The sequence below is a fragment of the Paraburkholderia sp. RL17-381-BIF-C genome (assembly GCF_046026435.1).
Lineage (GTDB): Bacteria > Pseudomonadota > Gammaproteobacteria > Burkholderiales > Burkholderiaceae > Paraburkholderia.
In genome coordinates this window covers 39,750-58,758 of the sequence record NZ_JARESX010000007.1, presented here as the reverse complement: position 1 = coordinate 58,758, position 19,009 = coordinate 39,750, and the positions used below count along the sequence as shown (strand labels likewise).

Annotated in this window: 12 protein-coding genes and 1 riboswitch; of the genes, 9 read left to right on the top strand and 3 right to left on the bottom strand. The window is 65.4% G+C overall.

Annotated features, from left to right (window positions below):
* Positions 1 to 257 precede the first annotated feature (257 nt).
* Positions 258 to 391, top strand: a riboswitch (guanidine-I (ykkC/yxkD leader).
* Between the two features lie 57 nt (positions 392 to 448).
* The 9 genes from P0D70_RS07135 (at position 449) to P0D70_RS07095 (ending at position 12,573) form a co-directional block, all read left to right on the top strand.
* Positions 449 to 1,204, top strand: a complete 756-nt coding sequence (locus P0D70_RS07135) for an urea amidolyase associated protein UAAP1 (protein WP_408183893.1) — start codon at positions 449 to 451, stop codon at positions 1,202 to 1,204.
* An 11-nt stretch (positions 1,205 to 1,215) separates the two neighbouring features.
* Entirely contained in the window at positions 1,216 to 1,872 is a 657-nt protein-coding gene (locus tag P0D70_RS07130) for an urea amidolyase associated protein UAAP2 (RefSeq protein ID WP_091808403.1), read from the top strand.
* A complete protein-coding gene (gene uca, locus P0D70_RS07125) occupies positions 1,869 to 5,474 on the top strand; it encodes an urea carboxylase (protein ID WP_408183892.1) in 3,606 nt (1,201 codons plus the stop codon). Before P0D70_RS07130 ends, uca begins: the two co-directional genes overlap by 4 nt.
* Positions 5,471 to 6,937, top strand: a complete 1,467-nt coding sequence (gene atzF / locus P0D70_RS07120) for an allophanate hydrolase (protein ID WP_408183891.1) — start codon at positions 5,471 to 5,473, stop codon at positions 6,935 to 6,937. Before uca ends, atzF begins: the two co-directional genes overlap by 4 nt.
* Positions 6,924 to 7,895 (top strand): ABC transporter permease, encoded by a 972-nt coding sequence (locus P0D70_RS07115; protein ID WP_091808409.1) that lies wholly within the window; start codon positions 6,924 to 6,926, stop codon positions 7,893 to 7,895. The genes atzF and P0D70_RS07115 overlap by 14 nt, the downstream gene beginning before the upstream one ends.
* A 59-nt stretch (positions 7,896 to 7,954) precedes the next feature.
* On the top strand, positions 7,955 to 8,869 hold the full coding sequence (locus P0D70_RS07110) for an ABC transporter ATP-binding protein (RefSeq protein ID WP_091808410.1): 915 nt from the start codon (positions 7,955 to 7,957) through the stop codon (positions 8,867 to 8,869).
* Positions 8,870 to 9,101: 232 nt separating this feature from the next.
* Complete coding sequence (locus P0D70_RS07105; protein WP_408183890.1) at positions 9,102 to 10,352, top strand: GNAT family N-acetyltransferase; 1,251 nt, start codon at positions 9,102 to 9,104, stop codon at positions 10,350 to 10,352.
* Between the two features lie 83 nt (positions 10,353 to 10,435).
* On the top strand, positions 10,436 to 11,113 hold the full coding sequence (locus P0D70_RS07100) for a heavy metal response regulator transcription factor (protein ID WP_095420861.1): 678 nt from the start codon (positions 10,436 to 10,438) through the stop codon (positions 11,111 to 11,113).
* On the top strand, positions 11,113 to 12,573 hold the full coding sequence (locus P0D70_RS07095; RefSeq protein WP_408183889.1) for a heavy metal sensor histidine kinase: 1,461 nt from the start codon (positions 11,113 to 11,115) through the stop codon (positions 12,571 to 12,573). Before P0D70_RS07100 ends, P0D70_RS07095 begins: the two co-directional genes overlap by 1 nt.
* Positions 12,574 to 12,588: 15 nt before the next feature.
* On the opposite strand, the gene P0D70_RS07090 is transcribed toward P0D70_RS07095, so the two are convergent.
* From P0D70_RS07090 to P0D70_RS07080, 3 genes are read right to left on the bottom strand one after another with little or no spacing between them, the layout of a single operon-like run.
* The gene (locus P0D70_RS07090) at positions 12,589 to 14,046 is read right to left on the bottom strand and encodes an efflux transporter outer membrane subunit (RefSeq protein WP_408183888.1); all 1,458 of its coding nucleotides are present in this window, start codon (positions 14,044 to 14,046) and stop codon (positions 12,589 to 12,591) included.
* A gap of 27 nt (positions 14,047 to 14,073) precedes the next feature.
* Positions 14,074 to 15,405 carry an efflux RND transporter periplasmic adaptor subunit gene (locus P0D70_RS07085; RefSeq protein ID WP_408183887.1) on the bottom strand — a complete coding sequence of 444 codons (1,332 nt, stop codon included), beginning with the start codon at positions 15,403 to 15,405 and terminating at the stop codon, positions 14,074 to 14,076.
* A 19-nt stretch (positions 15,406 to 15,424) separates the two neighbouring features.
* On the bottom strand, positions 15,425 to 18,688 hold the full coding sequence (locus P0D70_RS07080; RefSeq protein WP_408183886.1) for an efflux RND transporter permease subunit: 3,264 nt from the start codon (positions 18,686 to 18,688) through the stop codon (positions 15,425 to 15,427).
* Between the last annotated feature and the right edge of the window lie 321 nt (positions 18,689 to 19,009).

Sequence of the window (19,009 nt, the reverse complement as noted above, 5' to 3'; positions counted from 1 at the left end):
ACACACCATGCCATCGCGTGACGCCATTGCTTACGGTGGCGCGCGCGGCGAACGAGCCCAATCGTGGTGCCTTGCGCATCCATGTGGTGCGAAATCGCCAACGGCACTGGTGCGCGGGCGAACATCGCACGCCTATGAAAATCACCCTCCATTCACATCCAATCCCTTGCCACGCCGCACTTGCCGCATTGTCTGGCGAACACTGGCACGCTACTCGCTTAAGTGCTTATCGAGAGGTGCGAAGTAATTTGCATCATCTTCAGGATCGCTAGGGTTCCGGTCGTGCGCTTTGCATGCGCACGATGCCTGGTCCGAGAGCAATCCGGTCTTGCCGTTCACCTTCTTTCAAGGCGCCGGCGAGGCTCCACGGAGGGATAAAAGCCCGGGAGGTCGCGATGTCGGTCAATCGCCCTCTCACGCTTTTTCCCAACCGATACCAGGAGCCTCCATGTCGACGCAACTCCCAGTCGATCTCGCACCGATCCCGCACGTGGCGTGGGAAACGGTGATTCCCGCCGGCACCCATTGGTCCGGCGTGCTGCGCCGTGGCATGGCGTTGCGCGTCGTCGATATTGAAGGCGGCGCGAATCTGGCCGCCGTGTTCTACCGGCACGACGAACCGCTCGAACGCTACAACATGGCCGATACGCTGAAGGCGCAGCACACCGCGCATCTGACGAGCGGCCACGTGCTCTATTCGGACATGGGGTGCGTGCTGGCGTCGATCACGGCCGATACGCTCGGCTGGCACGATCCGCTCGGCGGCGTCGGCGACGCGGAACTGTTCGCGAGCAAATACGGTGTGGCGCGCTATCAGCAGCATCGCAATGCCATGATCCGCAACGGCCGCGACAGCCTGCTGCTCGAACTGGCGAAGCACGGCCTCGGCACGCGGGACCTGGTCGCCAACATCAACTTCTTCAGCAAGCTCGCGATCGGCGAGGACGGCGCGCTCGACTTCGTCACTGGCCATTCGCCAGCCGGCGCCGCGTTCGATCTGCGCTTCGAAATGGATACGCTCGCCGCGTTCTCCACTGCGCCGCATCCGCTGAACCCTTCATCCGAATACGAACCGAGGCCCGTCAAGCTGATCGCATACCGCGCGTATGCAACCGACGCCTGCGTACCGGCCGACGATTTCTGCCGCTCGGCCTGTCCCGAGAATGAGCGCGGCTTCGTCAACACCGACCGTCTGTTCGTTTAAGGAGACCCGCGATGCCTATTATCGAAAGCAAGCTCGAACTCCGTCATGCGGTCTACGACCTGACGCTGCCTTCGGGCGAACCGTGGTTGCATGAAGTCAAGCGCGGACAGCTGTTCCGCATTCTCGACCTGGAAGGCAATCAGGCGGTCGACACGCTGTTCTACAACAGCGCCGATCCGCTCGAGCGCTATAGCGCGCAAGACACGATCCGCGCGCAACGCAATCTCTATCTCTCGGCCGGCAGCGTGTTGATGTCGAACCTCGGCAAGCCGATGCTGACGATCGTCGCGGATACCTGCGGCCGGCACGATACGCTCGGCGGCGCATGCGCGGCCGAAAGCAACACGGTGCGCTACGCGTTGGACAAGCGCCATATGCATAGCTGCCGCGACAGCTTCCTGCATGCGATCACGCATTGCACGTGCGGCGTGGGCACGCAGCTCGGCAAGCGCGACATTGTCAGCAACATCAACTTCTTCATGAACGTGCCGGTCACGCCGCTCGGCAAACTGACTTTCGAGGACGGCATTTCCGCGCCGGGCAAATACGTCGAAATGCGCGCGGAGATGGATGTCACGGTGCTGATTTCGAACTGCCCGCAGTTGAACAATCCGTGCAACGGCTACAACCCGACGCCCGTGCGACTGACGATATGGGATGCCCAATGAGATTCCACAAAGTCCTGATTGCCAATCGCGGCGAGATTGCCTGCCGCGTGATCCGCACGCTCAAGCGTCTCGGCATTGCGTCGGTCGCGGTGTATTCGGAGGCTGATCGCCACGCCATGCATGTAATGCTCGCCGACGAAGCCGTCTGTATCGGCCCGGCGCTCGCGGCGCAGAGCTACCTGAACAGCGCGGCGATTCTCGAAGCCGCGCGTGCGTGCGGCGCCGACGCCGTGCATCCCGGCTACGGTTTTCTGTCTGAGAACGCCGCTTTCGCGCAGGCTTGCGACGACGCGGGCATTCGTTTCATCGGCCCGACGCCGGCGCAGATGCGTGAGTTCGGCCTGAAGCACACGGCTCGCGAAATCGCGAAAGCCAACAACGTTGCGCTGCTGCCGGGCACCGGCTTGCTGCCCGACGCAAGCGCGGCATTGCGCGAGGCGGAATCGATCGGCTACCCGGTCATGCTGAAAAGCACCGCGGGCGGCGGCGGGATCGGCATGTCGCTGTGCCGCGACGCGGCGCAACTGGCGAGCGTGTTCGCGTCGGTCGCGCGGCTCGGCGAAGCCAACTTTGCCAACGCCGGTGTCTATGTCGAAAAATTCGTCGAGAACGCGCGCCATATCGAAGTGCAGATTTTCGGCGACGGCCGCGGCGGCGTGATCGCCTTGGGCGAACGCGACTGTTCGGTGCAGCGGCGCAACCAGAAGGTGATCGAGGAAACGCCCGCGCCTGGATTGACCGACGCGGAGCGAAGCGCGCTGCATGCGAGCGCGGTGCGTCTCGCGCAGGCCGTGAAATACAAATCGGCGGGCACGGTCGAGTTCGTCTTCGATGCCGATACACGGCAGTTCTATTTCCTCGAAGTGAATACGCGGCTGCAGGTCGAGCATTGCGTGACGGAAGAGGTCACGGGTATCGATCTGGTGGAGTGGATGATTCGCGAGGCCGAGGGCGAACTTGCGCCGCTCGACTCGCTTGCGCCGGTGGCGCAGGGCGCGAGCATCCAGGTGCGTCTGTATGCGGAAGACCCGCACAAGCAGTTTCAACCGAGTGCCGGCGTGTTGACGCATGTGGCGTTCGCCGCTGCGGCGCGGGTCGACACCTGGGTCGATGCGGGCACGGAAGTCAGCGCTTTCTACGATCCGTTGCTGGCGAAACTGATCGTCAAAGGCGAGACACGCGAGGCCGCGCTCGCGGCACTGCGCGCCGCGCTGGAGGAAACGCAGCTCTACGGCATCGAGACCAACCTCGACTATCTGCGCGCCATTGCCGGCTCGCCGACATTCGCGCGCGGCGAGCAGACCACGGCGTTCCTGTCGCGCTTCATGTTCGCGCCGCACACCATCGACGTGCTCGACGGCGGCGTGCAGACAACCGTGCAGCAGACGCCCGGACGCACCGGCTATTGGGACATCGGCGTGCCGCCCTCGGGTCCGATGGACGACCGTTCGTTCAGCCTCGCCAACGAACTGCTCGGCAATCCCGTCGACGCCGCGGGGCTCGAATGCGCGATGGTGGGCGCCACGCTGCGCTTCAATACCGCGACGCTGTTCGTGCTGGGCGGCGCGCCGCTTGCCGCCACGCTGGACGGCGAGCCGGTCGCGCTCTGGCAGGTCACGCGCGCGCCGGCGGGTTCGGTGCTCAAGATGGGCGGCGTGACGGGCGCCGGTATGCGCTCCTGTCTCGCGCTCAAGGGCGGCCTGCAAGTGCCGGACTATCTGGGCAGCAAGGCGACCTTCACGCTCGGCCAGTTCGGCGGCCATGCTGGCCGCGCGCTGCGCAAGGGCGACGTACTGCATCTCGCGGACGGCGCGGGCCGCGGCGAAGCGGGCGCGCAACTGGACGCCGCACGCGTGCCGGAAATGACGCACGACTGGACGCTCGGCGTGCTCGACGGCCCGCACGGCGCGCCCGATTTCTTCACGCCCGACGACATCGCGATGCTCTACGGCACGCGCTGGACAGTGCATTACAACTCCAGCCGCACGGGCGTGCGCCTGATCGGCCCGAAGCCGCAGTGGGCGCGCACGGACGGCGGCGAGGCGGGGCTGCATCCGTCGAACATTCACGACAACGCGTATGCGGTCGGCGCGGTGGATTTCACCGGCGACATGCCGGTGATCCTCGGCCCCGACGGTCCGAGCCTGGGCGGGTTCGTGTGTCCGGTCACGGTGGTGGGCGAGGAGTTGTGGAAGCTCGGGCAACTGCGCCCTGGAGACACCGTGCGCTTCGAACGCATGCCGGTCAAAGCAGCGCTCGCGGCGCCGAAGCATGTGGCTCAGGCGGGCGACGAGAGCCACGATTGCGTGCTCTATCGCGATCCCACGGCGGGCGAGGGCACGGGCGTGGTGTATCGCCGCTCCGGCGACCAGAACGTGCTGATCGAATACGGCCCGCTCGTGCTCGACCTGAACCTGCGCTTTCGCGTGCATGCGTTGATGAACTGGCTCGACGCGCACCGGCTGGCGGGCATTATCGATCTGACGCCCGGCATCCGTTCGCTGCAGGTGCATTTCGACCACCGTGTGCTGTCGCACGACACCTTGCTTGCGCATTTGCAGCAAGCCGAACGCGAACTGCCCGCCGTGGACGAGATGCGCGTGCCGAACCGCATCGTGCATCTGCCGCTCTCGTGGGACGACCCGTCGACGCGGATCGCGATCGAACGCTACATGCAATCGGTGCGTCCGGATGCGCCGTGGTGTCCGAGCAATATCGAGTTCATTCGCCGTATCAACGGGCTGAATAGCATCGACGACGTGAAGCGCATCGTGTTCGACGCGCGCTACCTCGTCATGGGTCTCGGCGACGTCTATCTCGGCGCACCCGTCGCGACGCCGCTTGATCCGCGCCATCGGCTCGTCACCACCAAATACAATCCGGCGCGCACCTGGACGCCGGAGAACGCGGTGGGCATCGGCGGGGCGTATCTGTGCGTGTACGGGATGGAAGGCCCCGGCGGCTATCAGTTCGTCGGCCGCACCGTGCAGATGTGGAACCGCTATCGCACCACGCGTGAGTTCGAAGCGGGCAAGCCCTGGCTGCTGCGCTTCTTCGATGAAATCCGCTTTTACGAGGTCAGCGAAGCGGAACTGGCCGAGCTGCGCACGGACTTCATCGCGGGCCGCGCGAGCCTGAAGATCGAGGAGTCCGTGTTCGACCTCGGCGCGTACAACCGTTTCCTGAAGGACGAAGCCGAATCGATTGCCGCCTTCAAAGGCGCGCAGCAAGCCGCGTTCGACGAGGAACGCGAGCGCTGGAACGCGGCCGGCCATGCCGAATACGTCGGCGAAACGGATAGCGATGCAGCCGGCGGCGCCACGGCGAACAACGCGCTCGCGGCAGGCCAGCAAGGCATTGTCGCCGACGTGTCGGGCAGCATGTGGAAGCTGCTCGTGAGCGAAGGCGAACGGGTCAGCGACGGGCAGGTGGTCGCGATCGTCGAATCGATGAAGATGGAAATTTCCGTGACCGTGAGCGGCGACGGCGTGATCGAAGCGATCGATTGCGCGGAAGGTGCGGCGGTCGTCGCGGGACAACGTTTGATGGTGATGCGCGCCGGCATTGCAGCCGACGCCACCGAGGAGGCTACGTGCAAATGAAATCACACGACGATCTGTTCCAGTCCATGTCGATCGCCGGGCTGCAGGCGCGCTACCGCGACGGCACCCTGACGCCGAAACAGCTGGTCGAAGCGATCGCCGCGCGCACCTCGGGCGACGATCCGCATCACGCGTGGATCCGTCCTTTGAGCCGCGACGAGATGATGCGATACGTCGATGCGCTCGAAGGCCGCGACCTTGAAACGCTGCCGCTGTACGGCGTACCGTTCGCGATCAAGGACAACATCGATCTCGCCGGTATCCCGACCACGGCCGCGTGCCCCGCCTATGCGTACACACCCACGGCCAGCGCGCCGGTGGTTGCGCGCCTGATCGCCGCCGGTGCGATTCCGATCGGCAAGACCAACCTCGATCAGTTCGCCACGGGACTGTCCGGGCAGCGTTCGCCGCACGGCGCGTGCCGTAACGCGCTCGATCCGCGCTATGCGTCGGGCGGTTCGAGCTCCGGCTCGGCGGTTTCGGTCGCCCTCGGGTTGGCGGCGTTTTCGCTGGGCACCGACACAGCAGGCTCGGGGCGCGTGCCCGCAGCCTTTCATGGCCTCGTCGGATTGAAGCCGACCAAGGGTTTGTTGAGCACGGTAGGCGTGGTGCCGGCGTGCAAATCGCTCGACTGCGTGTCGATCTTCGCGCGCTCGGCAGACGACGCGCAGCGCGTTTTCGACGCCGCGCGCGGCGTGACGGAGAACGACCCATATGCGCGGGAATTCCAGCCGCCGCAAGACGGCACGCAAGCCTCCACGCAACACGGCGCGCAACGCTCGCTACGCGGTGTGCGCTTCGGCGTGCCGCGCGCAAGCCAGCTCGAATTTTTCGGCGACACGTCTTACGCACACGCTTTCGACGCCGCGCTGACGCGCCTGCGTTCAGCCGGCGCCGAACTGATCGAGATCGATTTCGGGCCGTTCCTCGCCACCGCGCGGCTGCTCTACGAAGGACCGTGGGTCGCGGAGCGGCTCGCGGCGATCCGCGAGTTCGTCGACACGCAGCCGGACGCGCTGCATCCGGTAATCCGCGAGATTATCGGCGGCGCGGCGCGCTGGAGTGCGGCCGATGCGTTCGCCGCCTTCGACCGCCTCGCATTCCTGCGCATGCAGGCCGCCGAAGTCTGGCCGCGCATCGACGCCATCGTCACGCCGACCTCGGCGACGACCGCCACCGTCGACGAACTGGAAGCCGACCCGATCCGCGTGAATTCGCGCTTCGGCTACTACACCAACTTCGTGAACCTGCTCGATCTGTCCGCGCTGGCGGTGCCGGCCGGCGTGTGCACGGTTGGCAAACACGCGGGCCTGCCGTTCGGCGTGACCTTCGTGGCTCGCGCGCACGAAGACGCGATGCTGCTCGACCTGGCGCGTGCATGGCGCGATCACATGGCCACGGCGTCACCGTCCGCCAACGACGCAACCGAAGTCTGCCTCGGAGAATCCCATGGCCGTCATTGACAGAACCGAATGGTTCGCGGTGCGCCGCGAACTTTCCGTACGCGGCAAATGGCTGTTGGGCGCGGGCTCGTTTCTGTTGCCGCTGCTTGTCTGGTGCGTGGTCAGCTACGTGCCGTTCATCTGGCATCCGCAGGTGCTGATCGACAGCCCGGGCAGCGTCGACTATTTTCAGCCGGGCATGCGCGTCGACAAGGAGGTATTCGCCGACGAACTCAGCCACGCGCGCGAAGCGCATGCGGCCTTGCCGGCAGGCGAGCCGGTCAACCCGGTGTATCTGCCCGCGCCGCACGAAGTGCTGCGCGCGTTCTACACCGCGTTCACCACGCCGCCCGCGTCGCGTGACGGCGTCTGGCTGCATCAGAGCCTGTGGCACAGCATTCAGGTGATTTTCTGGGGCTTCGTGCTCTCGTCCGTGATCGGTGTGCCGATCGGCATTGTGTGCGGCACGTATAGCGCGATTGCGCGTTTGCAGGAGCCGTTCTTCGAGTTTTTCCGCTACTTGCCGGCGCCCGCGTTCGGCGCGCTGATGGTGGCGATCCTCGGCATTTACGACGGCCCGAAGATCGCGATCATCGTGATCGGCACGTTGTTCCAGCAAGTGCTGATCGTGGCGAACACCACGCGCAAGCTCGAATATGGCCTGTTCGAAGCCGCCATGACGCTCGGCACGAAGAAATTCAAGCTGCTCACGCATGTGGTGATTCCCGGCATTCTGCCGGATCTGTATCGCGACCAGCGCATTCTGCTCGGCTGGGCGTGGACCTATCTGATCGTCGCGGAACTGGTGGGCACCAGCTCCGGCATCACCTGGTACATCACGCAGCAGGCGCGCTACGAGCATTTCGAGAACGTCTACGCGGCGATCATGATGATCGGCATCATCGGCCTCGGCACCGATCTCGTGCTGGCGTGGCTCGGCCGCAAGCTGTTTCCGTGGGACCGCACGCTCAAGGCGTAGCAAACGGCCTCGTGACACAGCCTATCGTAAGCAACGCACAGCATTCCAAGGATTCCATCATGTTAAATCCGCAACCGATTCCGTCGTACCTGATTCAGTCCGAGGCGGTACGCGAGCGTTTCGACCGTCTGAAATCGCGCGAAGTGATTCTGGAGGTGCGCGACCTCGGCAAGCGCTTCGAGACGCCGCAAGGCGAGTGCACGGCGCTCGACGGCATCAACTTCAAGACGCACCGGCGCGAGTTCGTCTGCGTGATCGGGCCGTCGGGCTGCGGCAAGTCCACGCTGATCCGCATTCTCGCCGGTCTGGAGCGGCAGACCAGCGGCAGCGTACTGCTCGACGGCAAACCCGTGCAGGGGCCGGGCGCCGACCGCGGCATGGTGTTTCAGGGCTACACGCTGTTTCCATGGCTGACGGTCAAGAAGAACGTCATGTTCGGCCTGAAGATGAACGGCCGCGGCAACCTGCATGCCGAACGCGAGGCGTTGCAATGGCTCGATCTGGTGGGCCTGACGAAGTTCGCCAATGCGTATCCGCATCAGTTGTCGGGCGGCATGAAACAGCGCGTGGCGATTGCCCGCGCGCTCGCGAACCGGCCGCGCATTCTGCTCATGGACGAGCCTTTCGGCGCGCTGGATGCGCAAACGCGCGCGAAGATGCAAACGCACCTGCTCGACATCTGGCGCAACGTCGACGTGACCGTGCTGTTCATCACGCACGATCTGGACGAGGCGATCTTTCTGGCCGACCGTATTCTGGTCCTGAAGGCGAATCCCGGCGAGGTGCAGGAGTTGATCGAAGTGCCGGTGCCGCGGCCGCGCGATTACTCGCAGGTGACGTCGCCCGAGTTTCTGGCAACCAAGGCGCGGCTCGAGGCGCTGATTCATCCGCCATCGGAAAAGAGCGACGACGAGGACGACGTGGTCAAACCGCACATGATTCGTATGACCGATGTCTCGGACAACGTCGAATAGCCCACGCCGCGGGTAGCGCCGACACGCGCGCGGGCCGACGCTGCAACGTCGGAAGCGCCGTTGCGCCGCACTGCAGCGTGCGGCGTCGCACACACCTGCGGAACGCCTCGGCGCATGCTCATGTCACCCGTTCCAGTCGACGCCGGTGGGGTCCGGCGTCCGCGCCTGTCCGGATGGAGCGGCGCGGGGACAGCGCGGGACAAAAACACGACAAGGCATGGTGTGAGGCGACATGGACGAGACAACCCGGACCACGCGGCGCTACGAAGTCATCAGCGACGAAGCTGAATTTCGTGCGTTGCAGCCCGAATGGGACGCGCTCTGGGCGAGGGCGCAAGGCTACTGCTATCAGTCGTTCGGGTTTTGCTGGCTGGCATGGAAGCACGTGTCGCAGCCGCATGGACGCAAGCTCAAATGCATCGTATGCCGCGAAGACGGCAAGCTCGTCATGGTCTGGCCGCTCGAAGCCGTCAAACGTTCGCTCTGGACGTATCTGGTGCCGCTCGGCCCCGAAGGCGGCGACTTCACGAGCGTGCTCGTCGAAGCCAACGAAACAACCCCGGCGCTCGTAGCCGGCGCGTGGGACATGGCCCGCCGGCGTTGCGGCGCCGACTTCATCCATCTGCCCTACGTGCGCGAGCGGCTCGATCTGTACAGGCTCGTGACGCAGGAGCGCAGGATCCTGTTTACCGAGGCGCACAACGCATCCGCCGCGACATTGCGCGGGCAGGGCAATTGGGACGAGTATTGCCAGACGCTCGGCACGTTGTTTCGCAAGCGGCCGGGCGGCTTCGCGAAGAAGTTAGCAAAGGAAGGCACGCTCGCCGTGCGCATGCTCGATCCGGTGGACGAAAGCGAAACGGCGTCGATCATCAAGTGGATGTTCCAATGCAAGCGCGCCTGGAGCGATCGCGTCGGCAAGCGTAGCGTGTGGCTCGATTCGCCTGAGTTCGAGCGCTTCCTCTGCAAGCTGATCTATTCGGGCGACGTGCCCTCGATGGGGCGCCTGATCGTCGTCACCCTGGACGAAGCGCCGGTTGCCGCGCTCGTCGTGAGCACTGGCAACCCGTGGGCGAGCGCGATCATTTCCGGTTTCGACCCGCACTACGGCAAGTTCTGTCCGGGCCTGATCGCGATCGAACATTGCGTGAAGTGGGCCTTCGACAAGGGCTACGACCTCGATTTCGGCGTGGGCACGGAAGACTTCAAGGCCTATTGGTCGCGCGGCGCGGCGACCACGGCATGGACCGTGCAAACCATCAATTCGAATTGGGGCCTCGCGGCGATCCGCGCGCGGCACATGGCCCGCGAGGTGATCGGCAGGGTGAAGAAGCTGCGGCACGCCGGTGCTGCGGCGCCGTATGCGGGGGAAATTGGACCAGCGGGACAAGCGGGACAAGTGGGAGAAGTGGGACAAGCGGGGGCGGCCTTGTCGCCTGCCATGCAGGCTGCTTCCGGGACCGGCGGCGCGCACCCCGATTAAGCGCACGGAGATTACGGCATCGTCATCACGCGTCCGGGAGCTTGACGGTATGATTTCACCGTCAACGCAAAGCGGAGCAATCGATGCGAATCCTGGTGATCGAGGACGAGCTGAAAACAGCGGCCTATCTGAAGAAAGGCCTGGAAGAATCCGGCTACGCGGTCGATGTGGCAAACGACGGCCCGCAAGGGCTGATCCTCGCTCTCGAAGAAGAGTACGACGTGATCGTGCTCGACGTGATGTTGCCCGGCATGGACGGCTGGACCATCGTCAAGACCTTGCGCACCACGCGCACCACCCCCGTGCTGTTCCTCACCGCGCGCGACGACGTGGACGACCGCGTGCGCGGCCTCGAACTCGGCGCGGACGACTATCTCGTCAAGCCCTTCGCCTTCGTCGAATTGCTGGCCCGCGTGCGCACGCTGGCCCGCCGTGGCCCGCCGCGCGAGAGTGAACTGATCAAGGTGGGCGACCTGGAAATGGACGTGAACCGCCGGCGCGTGAAGCGCGGCGGCACGCGCATCGACCTCACGCCGCGTGAGTTCTCGCTGCTGCAACTGCTCGCGCGGCGCCAGGGTGAAGTGTTGAGCCGCACGCAGATCGCGTCGTATGTGTGGGATATGAATTTCGACAGCGACACCAACGTGGTCGAAGTGGCGATCCGCCGCTTGCGCACCAAGATCGACGACAACTTTCCCGTCAAGCTGATTCATACCGTGCGCGGCGTGGGCTATGTGCTCGAACTGAAGGACGCCGCCTGATGCGCGGCCGCTCGCTTGCCGCGACGCTAGCATTGGCCTTCGGCGCCACGACGCTGACGGTGTTCGTGCTGGTCGGCAGTTTTCTGTATGTGGCGCTCGAAAGGCAGATCAAGGCGCAGGACGATCTCGACATCGTGCTCGCCGCGCGTCATGCACGGCGCCTCGCCGAAGAACTGGATTCGGCGGCGGCCATACGCGAGCACAGCGAGCGGCTGACCAGCATCGTGCTGGGCAATCAGGCCATGTCGATGGAAGTGTTCGATCCCGACGGCAAGCGCGCGATCGAACACAACATCGCCGGCGCGTTCGCGGCACCCGAGGCGGCAAGCGGCGCGACGACCATTGCCGCGTTGCCGCCGCTCGCGCGCGTGGCGGCAACGGTGCGCATCACGGAAGACGATATTGGCGACTGGACCGGCCGTGACGGCGCGCCGATCCGCGGCATTCTCACCGACGCGCGGCTGCGCGACGGTGACACCGCGAGCCTGCTGGTGGCGCGCAACATGAGCGACCGCTGGCTGCTGCTCGACCGTTACCGCGACAAGCTCGGCATAGCCGGCGTGGCCGGCGTGCTGCTGGCGGTGCTGCTCGGCTATCTGCTGATTCGCGCCGCGCTGCGGCCGTTGCGCAATATTGCAACGAGCGCGAGCCTCGTCACGGTGAATCGCCTCAATACGCGGATCCCGGTCGCGCGTGTGCCGAGCGAGCTGGAGACGCTGGTCGCCGCGCTGAACGCGATGCTCGAGCGAGTCGACCACGGTTTTCAGCGTCTGTCCCGTTTCACCGCCGACCTCGCTCACGACATGCGCACGCCGCTTAGCAACATGCGTGGAGCCGCCGAAGTCGCGCTTGCCCGGCCGCGCTCCGTCGATGAATACGAGTCGGTGCTCGCCTCGAATCTGGAAGAGTGCGACCGGCTCTCGAAAATGATCGAGAACGTGCTGTTTCTGGCGCGCGCCGAGCATCCGCAGTTCGTCAAGCACATGCGTGAGTTCGATGCCGGGCAGGAATTGGCCCACATCGCCGACTATTTCGAAGGGATTGCCGAAGATGCGAATGTGCGCGTGCGTGTCAGCGGCACGGCCAGCCTGACGGCGGATCTCGAACTGTTTCGTCGCGCCGTGAGCAATCTGCTCGCCAATGCCATTCGCTACACGCCGCCAGGCAGCGAGATCGTGCTCGACGCGAGCGCGTCGGCGGAGGCCGTGCGCGTCACCGTCGAGAACGAGGGGCAGCCGATTCCCGCCGAGCACATCGAACGGATATTCGACCGCTTCTACCGGGTCGATCCGTCGCGCAGCGCGCTGCCGACGGCGGGGCTGTCGCAAGGGTCGTCCGGGTCCACGGGGCTCGGGCTCGCCATCGTGCGCACGATCATGGAACTGCACGGCGGGTCCGTGCACGCGCAGAGCGACGCGCGGAGCACCTCCTTCGTGCTGACGTTCCCGCGCAGCGTCTGAAAGCGGATAGCGGTCCTACACCGAACCCGCCGCGCTTTTGCTTGCGTTACCCCACGTCCCGCCCAATGCCTTCAACAACAGCACGCTCGACTCCAACTGCCGCGCGGCGATCTGATCGGCTACCCGCTGGTTGGTGAGCGCGATCGTCTGAGCCGTCACCACGTCGAGATAGCTGACCGCGCCCGCGTTGAAACGGTTCGTGGTGAGCCGCAACGACAGGTCGGCGGCGGTGGTGGCGCGCTGCTGGCTGGTCGCTTCGTCGGCGAGGGCATGCAGGGCGGAGAGGTTGTCCTCGACCTGCTGAAACGCCACCAGCACCGACTGACGATAGTCCGCGACCGCGCCGTCGTATTGCGCCGTGGCGCCGTGCAGGGCGGCTTTGCGCTTGCCGCCGTCGAACAGCGTGCCGGCCAGTTGCGGCCCGAGCGACCAGAAGAGACTTGGCGCGCTCAGCCACGGCGCGAAAAACGAGCTTTCGAGCCCGACGCTCGCGGACAGCACCAGGTCCGGGAAAAACGCTGCATGCGCCTCGCCGATCCGCGCATTCGCCGACGCCACGCGCCGTTCAGCGGCGGCGATATCCGGGCGACGCTCCAGCAGTTGCGACGGCACACCGGGCGGAATCGCCGGCGGCGTCGCAGCCGACCCGTTCGGCGCCAGCGTGAAGGTCGATGCCGGTTCGCCGATCAGCGTGGCGATCGCGTGCTGCATTTGCGAGCGTGACACGTCGATATCGGTATCTTGCGTGCGCGTCGCTTCGAGTTGCGTCGTGGCTTGAGCGACCGCGGAGGCATCGATCGCGCCGTCTTTCAGCTGCTGCTGCAGCAGCTTCAACGCGGCGTCGTAGGCGCTCACGCTGTCGTCGAGCAGCTTCTTCTGTGTGTCGAGCGAGCGCAGCGAGAAATAGTCGACGGCCAGATCCGCGCTCATCGACAGTCGCACGCCTTCGAGGTCCGCTTCGCTCGCCTGGGCGTCGGCCTGCGCGCCGTTCACGCTGTCGCGCACCCGGCCGAACAGATCCGGCTCCCAGCTCGCCGCCACGCCCGCCGAATAGTCCGGCACGGTCTTGCCCGCGAGCGATTTCCCTTCGACGTTCTGCGAGGTCCGATAGCGGTCCTGCGCCACTCCGGCGGTGATCGTCGGAAAGAAACCGGCGCGCTGGTAGTCCACCATCGAGCGCGCTTGCTGCACCTGCGCGACCGCCTTGCGCACGGTCTGGTTCGAAACGTCGATGCGCGCTTCGAGCTGGTTCAGCACCGGATCGTTGAAGATCGTCCACCAGGGGCCGCGCGGCGTGGCGTCGGCCGGCGCGGCTTGCGCCCAGCCGGGCGCGGCGCCCGCATACTGTGCGGGAATCTCGGCGCTCGGGCGCTGATAGGGCGGCAAGGTCGAGCACGCGGTGAGCAGCGCGCCGATCAGCGTGGCCGCCAGCGCGCGGCGCGGCAGCGGTCGTGAATCAGATAGGGAGAACATCGGCGAATCCTTTCCGTGATGAGGCACTCAGCCGTGCATGGCCGGCATGATCTGAACCATCTGGCCGGTGCTCAGCGAATCGCTCGGGTTGTCGATCACGCGGTCGGTGGCGGCGAGGCCCGTGGTGATTTCCACGTGCGTGCCGAAATCGCGGCCGATATGCACGGTCTTCAGCACCGCGCGGCCATGGCTGTCGACCACCGCGACCGTCACGCCGTCCGGCCGGAACAGCAGGGCGCTGACGGGCAGATCGAGTGCCGGCGTGGTCGATTGCAATTGCAGATGCACCTGCGTGTAAGCGCCGGGCATCAGTGCGCCGTCCTTGTTGTCGACATCTACCTCGACGCGCAGCGTGCGGCTCGACGGATCGATCGAGCCGGTGCTGCGCGCCACCTTGGCTGGAATGCGGCGGCCCGGATACTGCTGGGCGCTCAGATAGACGCCGGTGTCGGGGGTGACGTAAGGCGCGTCGTTCTGCGGCACGTCCACGAACACCCGCAACACGCCGTTCTGCTGGATATGGAACAGCTCGCCCGACATGCCCGCGGTGCCGGGCGTACCGCCCGCCGTCACCAGCGCGCCGACATCGACGTTGCGCGCGGTGATCACGCCGTCGAACGGCGCGGTGATCTTTTCGTACGAGACCAGTTCGGCAAGATGCGCGACATTGGCCTGCGCCGAGGCCAGCATCGCACCGCGCGCCTGCATGTCGCTGACCTTGGTGTCGGCGTCCTGCTGCGCGACCGATTGGGTTTTCAGCATCTCCTGCCAGCGCTGCGCGGTGGTCTTCGCATAGTCGAAATTGGCTTGCGCGGTGGCTTCGTCGGCGCGGGCCTGGCGCAGTTGCGCGTCCAGATCCGGGGCCTCGATCGTCGCGAGCACCTGGCCGCTTTTCACCTGTGCGCCAATGTCGGTGTTCCAGTGCGCGAGGTAGCCGCTCGTGCGCGCGTAGATCGATGCTTCCGCGAACGGCGTGACGGAGCCGGGCAGCAGCAGTTCGTTCACGCTCGGCGCGGGGCGCGGCTTGACCACCGACACGGTCAGCATGCTTTGCGCCTGCGTCTGCTCGGTCAAGTCGGCGCTGGCATGGAGGCGCGGCACGATGCCGACGATCAGCAGCGCCACGGCGACACCGCCGAGTGCGAACGGCCAGAGAGCGCGGCGCGGTTTCGCGCTGGTTGCGTCGGACCCTTTAGTCGCGCTTGTTGCGTTCGTCGCATTGGTCGCATTCGTCGAATCGCTCGCGTTGGTCGCGCGATCGGTCGCGCAGCCTGCAGCGTCAGCGTGAGCGGCATGGCTGCTGTCAACGGCCTTGGTTGCCTGCTCACCAAGCCCCGGCGGAAGTGAGGAATTATTCATGGGATAGGTCTCGTCGAAATCAAAGGGTGCGTTCGGGGACGGCGGGTTCGAGTTTTGCGGTGCGCGCCGCGCGGCGTTTGTCGAGCCACGCATGCACCATTCCGTAGACGACCGGCACGAACAGCAAGGTCGACATCGTGCCGAGCGCGAGGCCGCCAATCACGGCGCGGCCGAGCGGCGCGTTCTGTTCGCCGCCGTCGCCGAGACCGAGCGCCATCGGCAGCATGCCGATCAGCATGGCGAGCGCGGTCATCAGCACCGGACGGAAGCGGCTGAAACCGGCTTCGAGTGCGGCTTCCAGCGGCGGCTTGCCGGCCTGGTGAGTTTCGCGCGCCGTATTGATGACGAGAATGCTGTTGGCCGTGGCGATGCCGATGCACAGAATCGTGCCGGTGAGCGCCGGCACGCTCAGGCGGGTGCCGGTGCTGAACAGCATCCAGGCAATGCCGGCGAGCGAGCCCGGCAAGCCGCTGATGATGATGAACGGGTCGAGCCACGACTGGAAGTTGACGACCATCAGCAGATAGACGAGGCCGATGGCGAACACGAGACCGCTCGCGAGGCCACTGAACGAATCGTGCATGGCCTGCACCTGGCCGCGTACCACGATGGACGCGCCCGGCGGCAACTGCGGCCGGATCTGATCGACGATCCGGTTCACGTCCGCCGCCACGCCGCCGAGATCACGCCCTTGCACCGAAGCGAAGATATCGAGCACCGGCTGCACGTTGTAGTGCGAGACGACGGCTTGCTGCGTGCCTCGAGTCAGCGTGCTCAACGCGCCGAGCAGGTTCTGCGGCGCCGGGCCCGCGCCGTTCGCCGAGAACGAGGCGCTGGCCGCGGCTGTTGGCGTGCTCGACGTAGTGGCCGCGCCGCTGTTCTGCGCGACCGGAATATTGGCGAGGGCCTGCAGCGAGTTGATGTCGTACTGCGGCATCATCGCCATGAGCGGATAGCTCACGCCATTGTGCGGATCGAGCCAGAAATTCGGCGAGGTTTGCGAGCTGCCCGAGAGCGCGATCAGCAGGTTTTGCGACACGTCGCGCTGTAACAGGCCGGCCTGAATCGCCCGGGTGCGATCGACGTTGACATTGATCGCGGGCGCGTCGCCAGGCTGCTGAATACGCGCGTCGACGAGGCCGCGCACGCCGCGCAGTTGCGCGAGCAGACGGTTCGCCACCGTGCGGTTGGCGTCGAGCTTGTTGCCGACAATCTGGATATCGATTGGCGCGGGCAGGCCAAAGTTAAGAATCTGGCTGACGATGTCGGCGGGCAGGAAGGCGAACGTGACGCCGGGGAAATCCTTCGTCAGTGTCGTGCGCAGCGTCGCCACGTATTGCGCCGTCGGCTTGTGTTTCGGCGCGAGCGTGATCATCACGTCGGCATCTTCCGGGCCGATCGGGTCCGACGAGTCGTAGGTCAGGTTGATACCGCTCACCGGCACGCCGATGTTGTCAAGGATCGCCGCAAGCTCCGGCTTCGGAATCACGTCGCGCACCCGGGCTTCGACCTGGTCGGTGATGCTCGCGGTGTCCTCGATCCGCGTGCCGGTCGGCGCACGCAGATGCAGGCGGATCTCGCCGGTATCCACGGCGGGGAAGAAGTCGCGACCGGCGAACGGCACCAGCGCGAGCGAGCCGATGCACAGCAGCAAAAAGATCGCGACGAAGCGCCGCGGACTCGCGATCGCCGCGGCGAGCACGTCGCGATAGCGTACGCGCAGCAATTCGAAGCGATGCTCGAAGCCGGCCTGAAAACGGATCAGGCGCGCAACCGGGCCGTTGCCGGTAACGGGCGCGTTGCTGCGCGCGCGCATCAGGTACATCGCCAGGGTCGGCACCAGCGTGCGCGAGAAGAAGTACGACGCGATCATCGCGAACACCACCGCTTCGGCGAGCGGCACGAACAGATAGCGGGCCACGCCTGAAAGCAGGAACATCGGCACGAATACGATGCAGATCGACAGGGTCGAGACGAACGTCGGCACGGCGATTTCGCCGGAACCGTTCAGGATCGCGTCGTACAGCGATTCGCCATTCTCCAGATGATGCGTGATGTTCTCGATCGCGACGGTGGCGTCGTCGACGAGAATCCCCACGGCGAGCGCGAGGCCGCCGAGCGTCATGATGTTGATGGTCTGGCCGAGCGCGGACAGCGCGATCAGCGAGGTCAGCACGGCGAGCGGAATGGAAACCGCGATGATCAGCGTGGCGCGCCAGCTGCCGAGAAAGAGCAGGATCATCACGGCGGTGAGGGCGGCGGCGATCACTGCCTCGCGCGCCACGCCCACCACGGCGGACTTCACGAACACGGACTGGTCCGACAGTGCGGTGATATGCAGCGCGCTCGGCAGGCCGGCCGCGATATGCGGCAGCATGGCCTTGACCTGCTGGATGATGGTGAGCGTCGACGTGCTGCCGGATTTTTCGATGGTCAGCAGCGCGGCGCGTTTGCCGTCGCTGCGCACAATGTTGGTTTGCGGCGCGTAGCCGTCGCGCACGTGGGCGACGTCGCGCACATAGACCACGCCGCCGGCCACCGTCTTGATCGGCAGATCGTTGAGGGCCGCCACGGTGTCGGTGCTGCCGTTCATCTGCACGTTGTATTCCTTCGTGCCGATCTTGGCCGTGCCGCCGGGCAGGATCAGGTTCTGCGCGTTCACGGCGTTGACCACGTCGAGCGGCGCAAGTCCTTTGGCCTGCAACGCGCGCGGATCGATGTCGACCATGATCTGCCGCACCTTGCCGCCGAACGGCAGCGGCACGGACGCGCCTTGCACCGTCGCCAGTTGCGTACGGATCTGGCTATTGCCGAGGTCGTAGAGCTGCTGTTCCGAGAGCGTGTTGCTGGACAGGCCGAGTTGCAGGATCGGCACGGTCGACGCGTTATACGTGATGATGTTCGGCGGCAATGTGCCCGGCGGCAGCACGCGCAGAATCGACGCCGAATTGGACGCCGCTTCGGCAATCGCGCGATTGATGTCCGCGCCCGGATGAAAAAAGATCTTCACCACGGAGACGCCGTTCAGCGATTGCGACTCGATGTGCTCGATATCGTCCACGTCCGAGGTCAACGCGCGCTCGTAGTTGGACGTGATGCGATTGGCCATGTCCTGGGCGGAAAAGCCGTTGTACGTCCAGACAATGCTGACCACCGGGATATTGATGTTCGGAAAAATATCGGTCGGTGTGCGCAGTATCGCGAGCGGGCCGGCGATAAAGATCAGCACGGCGAGGACCACGAAGGTATAAGGGCGGCGCAGCGCAAGCCTGACGATCCACATGACGGGTTCCTGAAAAGAGGCCGATGGCGGTACGCGTCATTGCGGTGCGGCTGAGGCCGTGACGCGGGCTTCATGAGTCAGGAGTGTGGCGGGGCGGCGCTGACGGGCTGCCGTCGGTTAGATTACCGTTCTGTTATCCGCGGGCGGGGTTCCCGGTGACGGCGATATGGCGCGGCCTCACGCGGGGTTCTGACGGGCAGCCGTCGACGGCGAACCGCCGACGGCTGCGGAAGTGCGGCGGAATCGGGAAATCCATGCGATTGAGCACGGCACGGATGATGGCGGCGCGGTTCGCATGGCGCGCACGGAGCCGACGCGGTT